Genomic DNA, 15,678 nt, shown 5'->3' with positions numbered 1-15,678 from the left:
ACCGGATTCGGTTTAGCCCAGCTTGATGACATTCGAGCGACGGCGCACGGGCATGACTTCGGTATAGAGGCTGGCCATCGGCTCATCCGCCACTTCGATCGTCGCTTCCGAGGTGAAGCCGTTGAAGCCGGTCCGCATCGCCGCGCCATAGGCGCCGAGCATCCCGATTTCGATATAGTCGCCCACGCCGATGTCCGCCGGGAGCATGAATGGGCCGACCATATGGTCCATGTCGTCGCAGGTGGGACCGTAGAAGGAGAAGGCGGTCAATTCCTCCTCGCTCTCGTCTTCCCGCAACAGGGCGACGGGGAAGCGCCAGCCAATATGCGCCGCATCGAACAGCGCGCCATAAGCGCCGTCGGTGATGTAGAGTTCAGTGCCGCGACGGCGCTCCACCCGCACGATGATCGAGCTATATTCCGCCGACAGCGCGCGGCCGGGTTCGCACCACAGTTCCGACGAATAGCTGACAGGCAGGCTCTCAAAACCGCGATGGATCGCTTCGAAATAATTTTCGAGCGCGACCGGCTCCATGCCCGGATAGATGGACGGGAAGCCGCCGCCGACATCGATGATGTCGACAGTGACCGCCGCATCGACGATCGCCGCGCGAACGCGCTCAATTGCGTCGCTATAGGCGCGGGGGCTCATCGCCTGGCTGCCGACATGGAAGCAGATGCCCAGTGCATCAGCCGCCTGGCGGGTGGCCATCAGCAGTTCGCGGGTTTCGCCCAGTTCTGCGCCGAATTTGGACGCAAGGCTGAGTTCCGAATGTTCGGACGACACGCGCAGACGCACGCACAGCTCCAGATCGGTGGCGTCGCGGCAAGCGCGCATGATCTTTTCCAGCTCGTCGATCGTGTCGAGCGAGAAAGTGCGCACGCCATGGCTGTGATAGGCCTCGAAGATCGCTTCTTCGGCCTTCACGGGATGCATGAAGCACAGTTTGGCGTCCGGCAGCGTTTCCGCAACAAGGCGGACCTCGGCAATGGAGGCCACGTCATAATGCGTGATCCCGCCGTCCCACAACGTCCGAAGCAAATCGGGCGAGGGGTTCGCCTTGACCGCATAGAGCGAGCGGCCCGGAAACTTCTCGACGAAGAATCGGGCGGCCCGAGCAGCGGCTTCGGGACGAATCAGCGTTACCGGTGCTGCCGGTTTGAGGGCGGTTGCTACCCCCAGCGCGCTAGGATGCTTGTGCAATTCAAGGGACCTCCAGTGTCGTTCATGGGCGAAGAAGCTGCCTTGCGGTGGAAGTCCCATGGGGCAGCGGACGGCCGCTATATGCGGAGGGGTCCCCCCTGTAAAGCGCATGTGAAAATTTTGTTGCGCCGCCCGCTACGAAACGTGCGTCAGGAGAGGCGAGCCTTGAAATCACTGTAGGAAAAGGACCGGATTTCCCTGAGTTCGTCCGTTTCCGAGTGCCACAGCCAGATGGCCGGCAGGGGGACGCCGTTGAAGGTGTTGGTCTTCACCATCGAATAATGGGCCTGGTCGAGAAAGGCGATGCGGGTGCCCGGTTCCGCGCCGCCGGGGATTCGATAGTCGCCGATAATGTCGCCCGCGAGGCAGGAGGGGCCGCCGAGACGGGTGAGCGGGCCTTCCTCCGGCTCATGCAGCATGGCGGGGCGGTAGGGCGCCTCGATCACGTCAGGCATGTGGCAGGTGGCGCTGATGTCGGTGATGGCGACGGGCATGCCATTGTCGATCACGTCGAGGATTTCGCCGATGAGGATACCCGCATCGAGCGCCATCGCCTCACCCGGTTCGATGTAGAGGGTAAGGCCAGTCTGCGCCTTGATCCGCTGGAGGAAGGCGATGAGATCGTCGATTTGGTAATCAGCGCGCGTGACATGGTGGCCGCCGCCGAAATTCAGCCATTTCAGGCCCGCGACATGGGGCATGACATGGGGTTCGATCGCCGCCCAGGTGCGCTCCAGCGGGGGTAGATCCTGTTCGCAGAGATTATGGATGTGGAGGCCGTCGACGCCCTCCAGATGTTCTGGGCGCAATTGGTTCACGGGGAAGCCGAGGCGGCTGTGCGGCTGCGACGGGTCATATTTGGGCACCTCGCCCTCCGGGTGGAGGGGGTTAAGGCGCAGGCCGATGTCGAAGATGTGGCCATCGGCGCGAGCGGCGTCGATGACGGGCTTCAGCCGCGCGATCTGGCCGGGGCTGTTGAAGATGACATGGTCGGAAATCTTGAGGATTTCGGCCAGGTCATCGGGCTTGTAGGCGGCGCAATAGGTCGCGACCTCGCCCTGATATTCCTCGCGGCCGAGGCGGGCTTCATAGATGCCCGATGCGCAGACGCCGTCCAGATATTCGCCGAGCACGGGGCCGAGCGACCACATGGAGAAGGCCTTGAGCGCGCCCAGCACCTTGATACCGGCGCGGTCTCCAATGTCGCGCAGGACGGCAAGGTTCCGCCGCACCGCGGCCTCGTCCACCACGAAGGCGGGCGAGGGGACGCGGTAGAGGTCGAAGCGGGCGAAGGCGGCGGGATCGCCGGCACGGGTTTCCATAACAATAGCTCCGTCACCCCAGCGAAGGCTGGGGTCTCAGGCGAGAGGGCACGGCGACGCCGCACGAGACCCCAGCCTTCGCTGGGGTGACGACTAAAGTCGTCAGAAATTCAGCGGCGCGTCCAGTTCCTTCACCTGCCAGGGCAGGCCATGCTTGTTGAGCATGTCCATGAAGGGATCGGGATCGAACTGTTCGATGTTGAACACGCCTTCCCCTTTCCACGCACCCGTCAGCATCAGCGCGGCGCCGATCATGGCGGGGACGCCGGTGGTGTAGCTGACCGCCTGGTTGCCGGTTTCGGCATAGGCTTCCTCATGATCGCAGATTTGATAGACATAGACGGTCTTTTCCTGACCATCCTTCCGGCCGGTGGCGATGTCGCCGATGTTGGTCTTCCCCTTGGTCGTGGAGCCCAGGCTGGACGGTTCGGGCAGCACGGCCTTGAGGAACTGGAGCGGGATGATTTCCTGGCCATTATAGATGACCGGGTCGATCCGGGTCATGCCGACATTCTGGAGGACTTCGAGATGCTTGAGATAGGCGTCGCCGAAGGTCATCCAGAAGCGGATACGCTTGATTTCGGGATAGAATTTGGCGAGGCTTTCCAATTCCTCATGATACATGAGGTACATGTTCTTTGGGCCGACCTGGTCGAAATCGAAGCTCTGCTTGTGGCTCAATGCCGGCCCTTCGACCCACTCGCCATTCGCCCAGTGGCGTGACGGCGCGGTCACTTCGCGGATGTTGATTTCCGGGTTGAAGTTGGTGGCGAAATGCTGGCCATGGTCGCCGCCATTGCAGTCGAGAATGTCGAGCGTGTCGATGGTGTCGAGCAGATGCTTCTTGATGTAGCTGGCAAAGACGCTGGTGACGCCGGGATCGAAGCCCGACCCCAGCAGCGCCATGATGCCGGCTTCCTTGAAACGCTCCTGGTAGGCCCATTGCCAGCTATATTCGAACTTGGGCGTGTCGCGCGGTTCGTAATTGGCGGTGTCGAGATAGTCGGTCCTGGTCGCAAGGCAGGCGTCCATGATCGCCAGATCCTGATAGGGCAGGGCGAGGTTGACGACCAGCTTTGGCTGGACCTTTTCGATCAGCGCGATCGTTTCCGCGACATTGTCGGCATCGACCTGCGCCACGTCGATGGTCGCGCCAGTCAGCGCCTTGACCGATTCGGCGACCTTCTGGCAACTTACGAGGCGGCGGCTGGCGAGGGTGATATGGCTGAAAATATCAGGATTCGTAAGGCTGACTTGGGCCATCTTGTGAACCGCGACAGACCCGACGCCGCCTGCGCCGATGACCAGAACCTTGCTCAATTCAACTGCTCCATCCTTATGGTCGCGCCGGACGCGCGAAAGCGCCCATATAGGGACGTCGCGTGACAGAGCAAAGACGCAGTAGGATCGTGCCGGCTTCCCCTGTACCCTTTAGGTCATGCATGCATCCATTGGCCGTGCTCGGACGTATCTGCCGCGCATCCCGACACTCTTGGGATGCCAAGATGGTAGAAGGATGCTCCGATGAAATTCACCCCCATGACGATCGCGATCGCCAGCGTTTTGTTGACCGCCAGCGGCGGCGCAATTGCCAATGCACAGATGGCCAAAAACCCGATGGTCGGCGGCGCGGCGATGTATCCGACGAAGGATATCGTCGACAATGCGGTCAATTCCAAGGACCACACCACGCTGGTCGCAGCGGTCAAGGCCGCGGGTCTTGTCGATACGTTGAAGAGCGCTGGCCCGTTCACCGTGTTCGCGCCGACGAATGCGGCCTTCGCCAAGCTGCCTGCCGGCACGGTCGAAACGCTGGTGAAGCCTGAGAACAAGGACACGCTGACGAAAATCCTGACCTATCATGTGGTGGCCGGCAAGCTGAGCGCCGCTGATCTGGTGGCTCAGGCGAAGGCCGCTGGCGGGAAGGCGACGCTGACGACCGTTCAGGGCGAGCCGCTGACCGCCTGGGTCGAAGGATCGTCGGTGTATTTGCAGGACGCCAAGGGCGGCAAATCGAAGGTTACGATCGCCGACGTTAACCAGTCCAACGGCGTCATTCACGTCATCGACACGGTGTTGATGCCCTGACCCCAGTTGTCCCCTGACCTCGTGGTCATGTTGTGACGGCCGACGGGCCGACGGCTGCACCCCTGGCCGTCGGCCCGTTTGTTTTGCGCTCAAAAGCTGGCACCATCGACTTGATTGATGGTTAGCATGTCGATGTCGATCGACGGCACGCAGCGCAGGTTGATCGCGCGCATATCGCCCTGCGGTGACTTGCCGAGCGCAAAGGCTTCCGTGCCGCATGTTTTGCAGAATTGATGCGTGATGGCGTGTTTGTAGAAGAGATAGTCGGTCAGTTGGTCCGCGCCGCTTTCCAGATTGAACTGGTCGGCGGAGACGAAGGTCAGGACCATCCCCTTGCGGCTGCAGTGGGAGCAGTTGCAGGTCATGGCTTCGGTCGGCGCGTCCGCCGCGACGGTGAAAGTGACGGCACCGCAATGGCAGCTTCCGGTATAGGACATGATCGTTCTCCTTTTGGTCCAAGCTGCCCTAACTCACCAGTTTCTTCAACCCTTCCACTGTGTCCGCTTCCTGCGCGGGCTTATCTTTTCTGATCCGGGCGATGCGGGGGAAGCGCATGGCAAGGGCGGATTTGTGGCGCTTGCTGACGTGGATGGAGTCGAAGGCGACTTCCAGCACTAGCGTCTTTTCTACCTCGCGGACCGGGCCGAAGCGGGCGACGGTGTTCTGGCGAACGAAGCGATCCAGCCATTTCAGTTCTTCGTCGGTGAAGCCGCTATAGGCCTTGCCCACCGGATGCAGTTCGCCGTCATCCGTCCAGCAGCCGAACGTGTAATCCGAATAGAAGGATGAGCGTTTGCCGTGGCCGCGTTGCGCGTACATCATCACGCAATCGGCGGTCAGCGGATCGCGTTTCCATTTATACCAGAGTGCGGCCTTGCGCCCGGCGACATAGGGACTGTCGCGGCGTTTGAGCATGACACCCTCGATCGCGGCGTCGCGCGCGCCGGCGCGGATGTCGGCCAAGGATTCGAAATCGGGGGCGTCGATGATGGCGGACAGGTCGAAGCGGTCGGGATCGAGGCCAGGCATGAAGGCTTCCAGCCGGGCGCGGCGATCGGTCCAGGGCAATGCGCGCAGGTCGGTGTCGCCTTCGATCAGCAGGTCGTACAGGCGGACGAAGGCGGGATATTCTTCCATCATCCTGGCGCTGACCGCCTTGCGGCCCAGGCGTTGTTGTAGGGCGTTGAAGCTGGCTGCGGCGCCGCCATGTTCGGCGGCGCCCTGCACCTCGCCCTTCACCAGCAATTCGCCGTCGAGAACCGCATGGCCGGCGAAGGCGGCGGCGATTTCGGGGAAGCTGCCGGAGATATCGTCGCCCGCGCGGCTGTAGAGGCGCGTTTCGCTGCCGGTGCCGACGATCTGGATGCGGATGCCGTCCCATTTCCATTCGGCGGCATAGTCAGCCAAGTCGACGCTGTCGGCCTCCAGCGGATGAGCGAGCATGAAGGGGCGGAAATAGGGCGTGCCTTCGGGGTCCGGGCGGCCGGTGCGGCCTTCGGCCCAGTCGAACAGTTCGGCATAGGGCGGGGCGAGGGCGTGCCAGACCTGTTCGACATCATCGACGTCGAGGCCGAAGCCTTGGGCGAAGCCAGTTTTCGCGAGGCGGGCGGAAATGCCGACGCGCAGTCCGCCGGTGGCGAGTTTGAGCAGGGCGAAGCGGCCGGAGGAATCGAGATGATCCATCATCTGCGCGAGCGCGTCGGGCGCGGCGGCGCGGCTCAGCCCAAGCAGGCGGTCGATCACGGCGGACAGGCTGAGCGAGCCGTCGTCCAGTTCGGCGGGTTGCTCGTCCCGCTTGGGCCAGAGCAGGGCGACGGTTTCGGCAAGGTCGCCGACATAGTCGCGGCTCATTTCATAGAGGACGGGGTCGGTGCGGGCGCGGATCATTTCGCCGATGGCGGAGGATTTCACGGCTTTGAGGTCCAGATTGCCGGTGAGCGCGGCGAGCGCCCAGCCGCGATCCGCGGCCGGCGCGTCGCGCATATAGGCGGCGATCAGGTTCAGCTTCGCGTTGCGCGAGCGGGTATAGACGAGGCCGTCGAGGAGTTGGGAGAAAGCGCGCATGACCTATCTCCGTTCGCTTCGACCGCAGTCGAGAAGCGGATAGGGCTGCTCCAGCGTTTCTCGACTGCGCTCGAAACGAACGGATGCTGTGCGTTTATCCATCACCCTTCATCCTCATCTTCGCGTCCCACCATGGCAAGCGCCCGCGCGCGGATCTGGTGGGTCATGCACCAGTGGAGCAGGGCTTCCTCGCGCCCATGGGTGATCCAGGTTTCGGTCGGCGCGACTTCGCGTATCGTGTCGGTCAGTTCGTCCCAATCGGCATGGTCGGAAATGACCAGCGGCAGTTCGACATTCTTCTGCCGCGCGCGCTGGCGCACACGCATCCAGCCCGACGCCATGGCGGTGATCGGATCGGGCAGGCGGCGGCTCCAGCGGTCGTTGAGCGCGGAGGGGGGCGAGACGATGATGTGGCCGCGCATGTCCTTCGCCGCGACGCCGGTCGCCGGGCGCAGTTCGCCCATGGCGACGCCGAACTCTTCATAGAGGGCGCACATCCGCTCCATCGCGCCATGGATGTAGATGGGGTCATGATGGCCGCGCGCACGCAGTTCGCAAATGACGCGCTGCGCCTTGCCCAGCGCATAGGCACCGACCAGCACGCAGCGGTCCGGGTTGGCGTGGAGCGCGGCGAGCAGGCGGTCCATCTCGCTGCCAGTGTCGGGGTGGCGGAAGACGGGCAGGCCAAAGGTCGCTTCGGTCACGAATATGTCGCAGGGGACAGGCTCGAAGGGCTTGCAGGTCGGGTCGGGGCGGCGCTTGTAATCGCCCGTCACCACCACTCGCTCGCCGGCATGTTCCAGCACGATCTGCGCCGATCCGAGCACATGACCGGCGGGGACGTAGCGGATGGTGACGCCGCCCATGCGCACTTCTTCGCCATAGCCGACCGCGGTGCCGCTGGCGGTGCCGTAGCGCAGCCCCATGATCGCCAGTGTTTCGCGGGTTGCCCAGACATGGCCATGGCCGCCGCGGGCATGATCGGCATGGCCATGGGTCACCAGTGCCCGTTCCTGCGGCAGCGACGGATCGATCCAGGCATCGGCGGGACGGACATAGATGCCGGTCGGGTGGGGTTCGATCCAATGGGCCATGAATGCAAAAGATGGGAGAGGGCGTTGCGGTTCCGCAAGGCGGCTTCCCTAAAGACCGTCATCATGGCGTAACCCGGCCGTCATGCGCGCGACATGCCATTGCCCTAAGCGCGCCGGAACGACCCGGCAGCAGGAGTGCGCACCATGGCAGCGACAGCGGACCAGACTGGTCACCAGAAAATCACCAACGCCGTGCATCGCCACCGGCATCTGTCGAAACAGGGACTGTTGGAGCGCGCTTTCACCTTCGCCTTTCGGGGGCTGGTCTATGCCCAGATCTGGGAAGATCCGGCGGTGGATATGGAGGCGCTGGCGATCACGCCCGACAGCCATGTCGTGACGATCGCGTCGGGCGGCTGTAATGTGCTGAGCTATCTGACGGCCGATCCGGCGAAGATCACCGCGGTCGACCTCAATACCGCGCACATCGCGCTCAACCGGTTGAAGCTGATGGCTGCGCAGAGCCTGCCGGACCATGCGGCCTTCCACCGCTTCTTCGCTCAGGCGGACAACAAGGCCAATATCGCCGCCTATCGCGATGTCGTGGCGCCGCAGCTGGACGAGGCGACGCGGCGTTATTGGGAGGGACGCGATCTGATCGGGCGGCGGCGGATCGGCGGGTTCGCGCGCGGCATTTATAAGCATGGGCTGCTTGGCCGCTTCATCGGTGCGGCGCATCTGCTGGCGCGGCTGCATGGCGTCAATCCCAAGCGGATGCTGGATGCGCGCAGCCGCGAGGAGCAGCGCGAGATTTTTGAGCGGGAGCTGGCGCCGATCTTCGACAAGGGTTTCGTGCGCTGGCTGACCAGCCAGCCGGCGTCGCTGTTCGGCCTGGGCATCCCGCCCGCCCAGTTCGAGGCGCTGGCCGGTGACGCGCGGATGGATAGCGTGCTCAAGACGCGGCTGGAGAAGCTGGCCTGCGATTTCGACCTGAAGGATAATTATTTCGCGGTGCAGGCTTTTGGGCGTGGCTATGCTGGCGGTGAGGGGCCGTTGCCGCCCTATTTGCAGGCGGCGAACCATGACGCGGTGCGGGTGCGGGCGAGCCGCGTGGATGTGCTGCATATCAACTTCACCGATTTCCTCGCCAGCCAGCCGACGGCGTCGTGCGACCGCTATATCCTGCTGGATGCGCAGGACTGGATGGACGATGCGCAGTTGAACGCGCTTTGGGGTCAGATCACACGGACGGCCAAGCCCGGCGCGCGCGTGCTGTTCCGCACTGCCGGCGAACCCAGCCTATTGCCGGGGCGGGTGGCCAGCGATGTGCTGGATCGCTGGGACTATCGGGCCGAGGCGTCGCGCGACTATAGCAGGCGCGACCGGTCGGCGATCTATGGTGGCGTTCATCTCTATGTGCTGAAGTCGGCCCAGTGACAGCGCAAAAGGCGAACGACCATGGCGGGCTGATGGACGGGGTCTATCGCTATCAGCGGCATATCTACGACCTGACCCGCAAATATTATCTGCTGGGGCGCGACGGGCTGATCGCCGATCTCGATCCGCCGCCGGGCGGGGCGGTGCTGGAGATTGGCTGCGGCACCGGGCGCAATCTGATCGCGGTGGGCAGGGCGTGGCCGGGCACGCGCCTCTATGGCGTCGATATCAGCGCAGCGATGCTGGAGACGGCGCGCGCCGGGGTGGCGAAGGCCGGGCTGGCGGATCGCGTGACGCTGGCGCAGGGGGACGCCTGCGCCTTCGATCCGCAAGCGCTGTTCGGGCGGTCGGGGTTCGACCGGGTGTTCATCAGCTATGCGCTGTCGATGATCCCCGATTGGGAGGCGGCGTTGCGTCAGGCCGCGCGATGCGTCGCGCCGGGCGGCAGGCTGGAGATCGTGGATTTCGGGCAGCAGGACGAGTTGCCGATGCTGTGGAAGCGCGCCCTGTTCGGCTGGCTGGCGCAATTTCATGTGTCGCCGCGGGCCGACCTGGCCCCCGCGGTGCAGCGGACGGCGGAGGCGGTCGGCGGATTGCCCAGTTGCCGGTCGCTCTATCGCGGCTATGCCCTGCGCGTTGGCGTGATGCGGGTATGACCAGCTTCACCTCCACTTCGAACAAGCCGAGGCGACTACTATGCGACGGATGGGGGAGGTAGATCGGCCTGATTTTGCAACTAACCTGAATTAATGTCGTTATCTCCTCATCGTTGGCCCGTTCCGAGCATCATCGACTGAGAGACACAGGCGCTCCCGCTCTACTGAGGCGCGCGCATGCTCACTGGACTGTCGATTCTGATCGTCGAGGACGAGCCGATCATTGCGATGCTGATGGCCGAGGATGTCGAGGCGTTGGGCGGCATCGTGCTGGGGCCATTCGCCAGCGTCGCCGACGCGCTGGCCATCCTGGCGGACAACAAGGTTGCCGGCGCAGTAATGGACGCCAACCTGCTGGATCGGGATATTACCCCGGTTGCACTGCAATTGCTCGATCGCGGCGTGCCGTTCGTGATCTACAGTGGCACTGGCCTCCCGTGCGCCTTGGCGGCGCGCGCGCCCAATGCGCCGCTGGAAATGAAGCCGGGCCAGCCGCTCGATCGGCTGATGGCGATCATCGATGCCGATGCAGGGTGACGCCCCGCCGCAATTCAAGCGGCTTGGCGCGCGATCTTTTCCAGTTCCAGCCGATCCCAGATCTCCGCCAGCGCCAACACCAGTGCGCGCATCATCGCTTCGTCATGGGCCGGGCCGGGCGTGAAGCGCAGCCGCTCCGTGCCGCGGGGCACGGTGGGATAGTTGATCGGCTGCACATAGGCGCCATATTCGGCGAGCAAAATATCGCTGATCCGCTTGGCCTTGACCGGGTCGCCGACCATCAGCGGGACGATGTGCGTGACCGACGGCATGACCGGCAGGCCGGCCTCCGCCATCAGGTGCTTGAGCAAAGCGGCGGATGCCTGCTGGCCCTCACGCTCTTCGCTCGATGCCTTGAGGTGGCGCACGCTGGCCAGGACGCCCGCGACCAATACGGGCGAAAGCGAGGTGGTGAAGATGAAGCCGGGCGCATAGCTGCGGATCACATCGACGATCATCTGGTCGGCCGCGATATAGCCGCCCATGACGCCGAACGCCTTGCCCAGCGTCCCTTCGATGATGGTGAGGCGGTCCGCGACGTCATCGCGTTCTGAAATGCCGCCGCCGCGCGCGCCATACATGCCGACGGCATGGACTTCGTCCAGATAGGTGAGCGCATTAAATTCGTCGGCTAGGTCGCAGATCGCCGCGATAGGAGCAACGTCGCCGTCCATCGAATAGACGCTTTCGAACGCGATCAGTTTGGGCGCTTCGGGGTCTTCGGCGGCCAGCAGCTCGCGCAGATGGTCGACGTCATTGTGGCGGAAGACGCGCTTTTCGCAGCCCGAATTGCGGATGCCAGCGATCATGCTGGCATGGTTCAGTTCGTCGGAGAAGATGATGCAGCCGGGCAGCAGCTTGGCGAGGGTGGAGAGCGTCGCTTCGTTCGAGACATAGCCTGACGTGAACAGCAGCGCGGCTTCCTTGCCATGCAGATCGGCCAGTTCGCCTTCAAGATCGATATGATAATGGGTGTTGCCGCCGATATTGCGGGTGCCGCCGGAGCCGGCGCCGACATCATGCAGCGCCTCTTCCATCGCGGCGACGACCTTGGGATGCTGGCCCATGGCGAGATAGTCGTTGGAACACCAGACGGTGATCGGCTTGGGGCCGTTATGGCCGTGGAAACAGCGGGCATTGGGATAAGACCCGCGATTGCGCAGGATGTCGATGAACACGCGGTAGCGGCCTTCTTCATGAAGCCGGTCGATCGCCTGCGAAAAGATGTGTTTGTAGTTCACTACGCTTCTTCCCGTTTGCCCGCGCGCTGGTTGTGCCGCTGCGCCTTCCTCTGCCCGATGCAGCGTTTAACCACCCAGCCCCGCCATTACCAGCGATAACCGCTCGCAATGTAGGCAGATAGGTGCCTCAATATATCGATCACACAGATCGGCCATTGGACAAATGGCCTACCCCTTCATTAAAGAGCGTCCAGCCGATCGAGGCCATAACCCGCCAGAGCGGGGCGTAGCGCGTCTACATTTGCGTCGATCCGGGTGAACACCGCGATACCTGGCGCGGCTGTCGTGGGCCATTTTTGCCCCTGGGTAAGGAATGCGATCCGCCGCGCGATGCCCTCGCCGCCATGGACGAAGCCCATGGGGTGCGGGGCGGCGGCGGCGAGTTCCGCCTCCACCAGCGGGAAATGGGTGCAGGCCAGGACCACCATGTCCATTTGGTCGCCGCCGGGCTGGTCGAGCAGGCCCGCCAGCGCATCCCGCGCCACGTCGGGATCGAGCGCCTCGCCGCGCAGCTTGGCTTCGGCCAGTTGCACCAAAGCGGCCGAGCCATAGCGCAGCACGGTGCAATCGGCGCCATGTGCGGCGGCGAGCCGGTCGACATAGGGCTGGCGCACTGTGGCGTCGGTGCCAAGGACGCCGAAGACGCGGCTTTTGGATAGGAGCGCGGCGGGCTTGATCGCCGGAACCGTGCCGACGACGGGTATGTCGAGCGCGGCGCGGACATGCTGGAGCGCAATGGTGGAGGCGGTGTTGCAGGCGATGACGGCGAGACGCGGACGGTAGCGTTCGACGAGGCGTCCGAGCAGGGCGGGCACGCGTGCGGCGATTTCCGCCTCGCTCTTGGTGCCATAGGGGAAGCCCGCGCTGTCGGCGGCATAGACGATCGGCGCGGTGGGGAGCGCAGCGCGCGCCGGGGCGAGGATGGAAAGGCCCCCGACGCCTGAATCGAAGAACAGGATGGGAGCGTCAGGTGCGACCGTCATAGCCGCTGTGTCGCGGCAGGCGGCGGACGTGTCAACATGCGCGGGGCCGGCAGCGTAAGTTGGGGATAGCGTTTCAGCCATTGTTTTTGCAGGAAGCGTTGCTGGAAAATATGATGTTTCGATGTGAGGAAATAAGGCGTTGGCACCAGACAAAAATCAAACAGGTCATCCAGTCCATAAGGCGCGTTGATTTCCAGATCGCCCTTTTCTGAAAGCCGCACGGCAACGGCCGTCGCTGTTTCAGGCCAATGTCGCATAGCATCCGCAACGCAATTATAAGCAGCATCACCATTTCGCACGTTCATGCGCGACTGATTCTTGACTGACCAGACGAGCGTGGAGCATCGTTGCTTCAGTTCAATTTCCAGGCTCCTGTCGATTGCGGCTCCCGATTGGGCAGGGTCGAACCACAATATATCGACGTCGCCTGCCGGACGAAGCGAGCCGCGTCCATGCAATTGGTCCCAAACGGCATCGCGAACAAAACCTGCGCCGATCCATCCGTCCGCCAGCGCCATCGCCCTCACATCCGCCAGCGCCTTCATCCGCACGGCATCGCTTGCAAGGATAGCGACAAGGTCCGATTCATATTGCATGGGTTGCGACGTTTAGCATGGAATTGAAGGGGCAACCCATATGTTGTGGATTGCTCCGCGCGGCTGTCACGCTATGGTCGCGCGCACCATTTATCGGCGATTTTCATGACACCTCCCTGGCTGCTTCCCACATTCGTCCTGGTTCTGGGCTATCTGCTCGGCTCCATCCCCTTTGGCCTGCTGCTGACTCGCTTTACCGGCGCGGGCGACCTGCGGCAGATCGGGTCAGGCAATATCGGCGCGACCAATGTGCTGCGCACCGGGCGCAAGGGGCTGGCGGCGGCGACGTTGCTGCTCGACCTGCTCAAGGGCGCGGCGGCGGTGCTGATCGGCGCGGCGCTGGTTGATGGCGGCGGGCCGATGGCTGGGGCGATGGCGTTTATCGGCCATTGCTATCCGGTCTGGCTGCGCTTTGCCGGGGGCAAGGGCGTGGCGACGATGATGGGCGTGGTGACGGCGATGTTCTGGCCAGCGGGGTGCATGTTCGCGGCGGTTTGGCTGGCGGCGCTGTTCGGGACGAAATGGTCGTCGGTCGGCGGGATGGCGGCGGCGGTCAGTGCGCCGGTTGCCATGTGGGTGTTCGGGCGGATCGACCTGGTGCCGGTCGCCCTTGCGCTGGCGCTGATCGTGCTGTGGCGGCATCGGGCGAATATCGCCCGGCTCGCCAAGGGTGACGAACCCAAGATTGGCGGGTCCAAAGGCATTTCCGCCTGATGCGCGAGCGGGAGCGGTTCGACCGGCTGCGGCTCATCCGCTCCCCCCGGATTGGTCCGGTCAGCTATCGGCAATTGCTCGCGCGGTTCGGGACGGCGGCAGAGGCATTGCGCGCCATTCCCGATCTTGCGGCGCGGGGCGGCGGTAAGGCGAGCGTGGCCGATGCCGGCGCGGTGGAGAAAGAGATTGCGCAGAGCCGGGCGCTGGGCGCGCGCTATCTGCTGATGGGCGATCCCGATTATCCTGTGCTGCTCGACCAGTTTGACGGTGCGCCGCCAGCCTTGATCCTGCGCGGCGATACGGCATTAGCGAGCCGCCAGTGCATCGCGATGGTCGGCGCGCGCAATGCGTCGGCCGCCGCGTGCCGCTTTGCACGCACATTGGCGCAGGATCTGGGGCAGCGGGGCGCGGTGGTGGTGTCGGGGCTGGCGCGCGGCATCGATACCGAGGCGCATCGCGGATCGATCGAGAGCGGGACGATCGGCGTCATCGCCAGCGGGATCGACATCGCCTTTCCGCCGGAGAACCGGGATTTGCAGGCACAGGTGGCGGAGCGCGGTCTGCTGGTCACGGAGCATCCGCCCGGCGTCCAGCCGCTGGCGCGGCATTTCCCGGCGCGCAACCGGATCATCGCGGGACTCGCGCTGGGAACAGTGGTGGTGGAGGCGGCGCCCAAGTCGGGGTCGCTGATTACCGCGCGGTTGGCCGGCGAGGCGGGGCGCGAGGTGATGGCGGTGCCGGGATCGCCGCTCGATCCACGGGCGCAGGGCTGCAATCAGTTGATCCGCGAGGGCGCGATCCTGATCCAGAATGCCGCCGACGTGCTGGAGGCGGTGGGCAGCATCGATCCGCGCATGGTGCGGCAGGGCAGCTTCGATTTCATCGGCGCGCCGGTGTCGAGCGATGTCGCGGCGCAGGAGCGGGCGGCGGTGATCGGGCTGCTGGGGCCGGTGTCGGTGCCGATCGACGAACTGATCCGCCTGTCGGGCCTGTCACCTGCGGTGGTTCAGACGGTGCTGCTGGAACTGGAACTGGCGGGCGGGCTGGAGCGGCAGGCAGGGGGACGGGTCAGCCTGCGCTGAATAATGGCGGCGAAGGCATTGTCGCCCCCGCCGCCCGATCCGCTGCGATTAATGCTGCATGCTGTGCTTGAGGTCACGCATCTCGTCATGGCCCTGCTTCACCGAGACATAGCTCTGTTCGATCACGGCGCGGACCGCCTGGGACAATTCACGGTCGGCGATGGCATCTTCATATTTCGCTTTGATATGATCCTCGCCGGCCTCGACCTCATTAATGATGGCCTTGTCATCCTTTCCGGTCAGCGTCGCCTTCAGGTTCAAGAACAGGCGGTGGGCACCGGCCAGGATGGTGCCGTCATCTTCCGGGTTGCCGCCAAGGGTGCGTACTTCCTGCTGGAGACGGGTGACGACCTGGCGGCGCTCGGCCGCGCGGCTGGTGAAAAGCGCGGTGAAGCGACCATGGTCGCTGTCCTTCGCCGCTTCGGTATAGCCGTCCGCGCTGTCGAGCGTGGTGGCGATCAGGCCGTTGAGTGTGGAAATATCATGGCTGTTGGAATCGGACATCGTCATTCCTGTCTAGATAAGGGATGTCGCCGGTCGGGGCGTTCCGGCGATGGGGCTAGAACCCAATGCCGCGATAAAAGTCGCACGGTTTGCGACCGACTTGATTTGCATCAGTGGGATAGTGGACGGTCCGCGGTCGGGTGGTGCTGCAACCGGGACGGATCGACAAGATACTGGCGTTAGCGCGCCTTCTCCCTTACGCACAGCCCGCTTGACG

Annotated in this window: 16 protein-coding genes; 6 read left to right on the top strand and 10 right to left on the bottom strand. The window is 63.9% G+C overall.

The genetic code is table 11. The features are described from left to right. Window positions 1–12: 12 nt before the first annotated feature. The 3 genes from HHL08_RS16200 to HHL08_RS16190 all read right to left on the bottom strand — a co-directional run bounded on the left by HHL08_RS16200 (window position 13) and on the right by HHL08_RS16190 (window position 3,845). Entirely contained in the window at window positions 13–1,203 is a 1,191-nt protein-coding gene (locus tag HHL08_RS16200) for a type III PLP-dependent enzyme (protein WP_169574104.1), read from the bottom strand. Window positions 1,204–1,352: 149 nt separating this feature from the next. Further along, window positions 1,353–2,525 carry a carboxynorspermidine decarboxylase gene (locus HHL08_RS16195; protein WP_169574103.1) on the bottom strand — a complete coding sequence of 391 codons (1,173 nt, stop codon included), beginning with the start codon at window positions 2,523–2,525 and terminating at the stop codon, window positions 1,353–1,355. A gap of 102 nt (window positions 2,526–2,627) precedes the next feature. Beyond that, the gene (locus HHL08_RS16190; RefSeq protein ID WP_169574102.1) at window positions 2,628–3,845 is read right to left on the bottom strand and encodes a saccharopine dehydrogenase family protein; all 1,218 of its coding nucleotides are present in this window, start codon (window positions 3,843–3,845) and stop codon (window positions 2,628–2,630) included. A 204-nt stretch (window positions 3,846–4,049) separates the two neighbouring features. Between HHL08_RS16190 and HHL08_RS16185 the strand changes: the two genes are divergently transcribed. Then, window positions 4,050–4,613, top strand: coding sequence for a fasciclin domain-containing protein (locus HHL08_RS16185; RefSeq protein ID WP_206377921.1), 564 nt, complete (start codon window positions 4,050–4,052; stop codon window positions 4,611–4,613). Window positions 4,614–4,702: 89 nt separating this feature from the next. Here the strand turns inward: HHL08_RS16185 and HHL08_RS16180 are convergent, their stop codons facing one another. The 3 genes from HHL08_RS16180 to HHL08_RS16170 all read right to left on the bottom strand — a co-directional run bounded on the left by HHL08_RS16180 (window position 4,703) and on the right by HHL08_RS16170 (window position 7,771). Beyond that, window positions 4,703–5,050, bottom strand: coding sequence for a GFA family protein (locus tag HHL08_RS16180; RefSeq protein ID WP_169574101.1), 348 nt, complete (start codon window positions 5,048–5,050; stop codon window positions 4,703–4,705). A gap of 28 nt (window positions 5,051–5,078) precedes the next feature. Then, window positions 5,079–6,677 carry a cisplatin damage response ATP-dependent DNA ligase gene (locus HHL08_RS16175; protein WP_169574100.1) on the bottom strand — a complete coding sequence of 533 codons (1,599 nt, stop codon included), beginning with the start codon at window positions 6,675–6,677 and terminating at the stop codon, window positions 5,079–5,081. 101 nt (window positions 6,678–6,778) lie between these two features. Next, on the bottom strand, window positions 6,779–7,771 hold the full coding sequence (locus HHL08_RS16170) for a ligase-associated DNA damage response exonuclease (protein WP_169574099.1): 993 nt from the start codon (window positions 7,769–7,771) through the stop codon (window positions 6,779–6,781). A 144-nt stretch (window positions 7,772–7,915) separates the two neighbouring features. Here HHL08_RS16170 and HHL08_RS16165 point away from each other — a divergent pair, with 144 nt between their 5' ends. From HHL08_RS16165 to HHL08_RS16155, 3 genes are all read left to right on the top strand, one after another. Beyond that, window positions 7,916–9,148, top strand: a complete 1,233-nt coding sequence (locus HHL08_RS16165) for a DUF3419 family protein (protein WP_169574098.1) — start codon at window positions 7,916–7,918, stop codon at window positions 9,146–9,148. 32 nt (window positions 9,149–9,180) lie between these two features. After that, a complete protein-coding gene (locus tag HHL08_RS16160) occupies window positions 9,181–9,804 on the top strand; it encodes a class I SAM-dependent methyltransferase (RefSeq protein ID WP_169574158.1) in 624 nt (207 codons plus the stop codon). Window positions 9,805–9,981: 177 nt separating this feature from the next. Beyond that, on the top strand, window positions 9,982–10,341 hold the full coding sequence (locus HHL08_RS16155; protein ID WP_206377920.1) for a response regulator: 360 nt from the start codon (window positions 9,982–9,984) through the stop codon (window positions 10,339–10,341). Between the two features lie 14 nt (window positions 10,342–10,355). Here the strand turns inward: HHL08_RS16155 and hemA are convergent, their stop codons facing one another. From hemA to HHL08_RS16140, 3 genes are all read right to left on the bottom strand, one after another. Next, complete coding sequence (hemA, locus tag HHL08_RS16150; protein WP_169574097.1) at window positions 10,356–11,582, bottom strand: 5-aminolevulinate synthase; 1,227 nt, start codon at window positions 11,580–11,582, stop codon at window positions 10,356–10,358. Window positions 11,583–11,761: 179 nt separating this feature from the next. After that, complete coding sequence (gene murI / locus HHL08_RS16145; RefSeq protein ID WP_169574096.1) at window positions 11,762–12,565, bottom strand: glutamate racemase; 804 nt, start codon at window positions 12,563–12,565, stop codon at window positions 11,762–11,764. Beyond that, window positions 12,562–13,161, bottom strand: coding sequence for a nucleotidyltransferase family protein (locus HHL08_RS16140; protein ID WP_169574095.1), 600 nt, complete (start codon window positions 13,159–13,161; stop codon window positions 12,562–12,564). The genes murI and HHL08_RS16140 overlap by 4 nt, the downstream gene beginning before the upstream one ends. A gap of 105 nt (window positions 13,162–13,266) precedes the next feature. Here HHL08_RS16140 and plsY point away from each other — a divergent pair, with 105 nt between their 5' ends. Continuing rightward, the gene (gene plsY / locus HHL08_RS16135) at window positions 13,267–13,875 is read left to right on the top strand and encodes a glycerol-3-phosphate 1-O-acyltransferase PlsY (protein ID WP_169574094.1); all 609 of its coding nucleotides are present in this window, start codon (window positions 13,267–13,269) and stop codon (window positions 13,873–13,875) included. Further along, a complete protein-coding gene (dprA, locus tag HHL08_RS16130; RefSeq protein ID WP_169574093.1) occupies window positions 13,875–14,957 on the top strand; it encodes a DNA-processing protein DprA in 1,083 nt (360 codons plus the stop codon). Before plsY ends, dprA begins: the two co-directional genes overlap by 1 nt. A gap of 48 nt (window positions 14,958–15,005) precedes the next feature. Here dprA and HHL08_RS16125 read toward each other — a convergent pair whose 3' ends face one another. Then, entirely contained in the window at window positions 15,006–15,461 is a 456-nt protein-coding gene (locus tag HHL08_RS16125) for a PA2169 family four-helix-bundle protein (RefSeq protein WP_169574092.1), read from the bottom strand. Window positions 15,462–15,678: the final 217 nt, after the last annotated feature.

It is taken from the genome of Sphingobium psychrophilum, assembly GCF_012927105.1.
In the GTDB taxonomy this organism is placed as follows: domain Bacteria; phylum Pseudomonadota; class Alphaproteobacteria; order Sphingomonadales; family Sphingomonadaceae; genus Sphingobium; species Sphingobium psychrophilum.
Note: the sequence above shows the minus strand (reverse complement) of the source record. Positions and strands in the feature narration are given on the sequence as shown.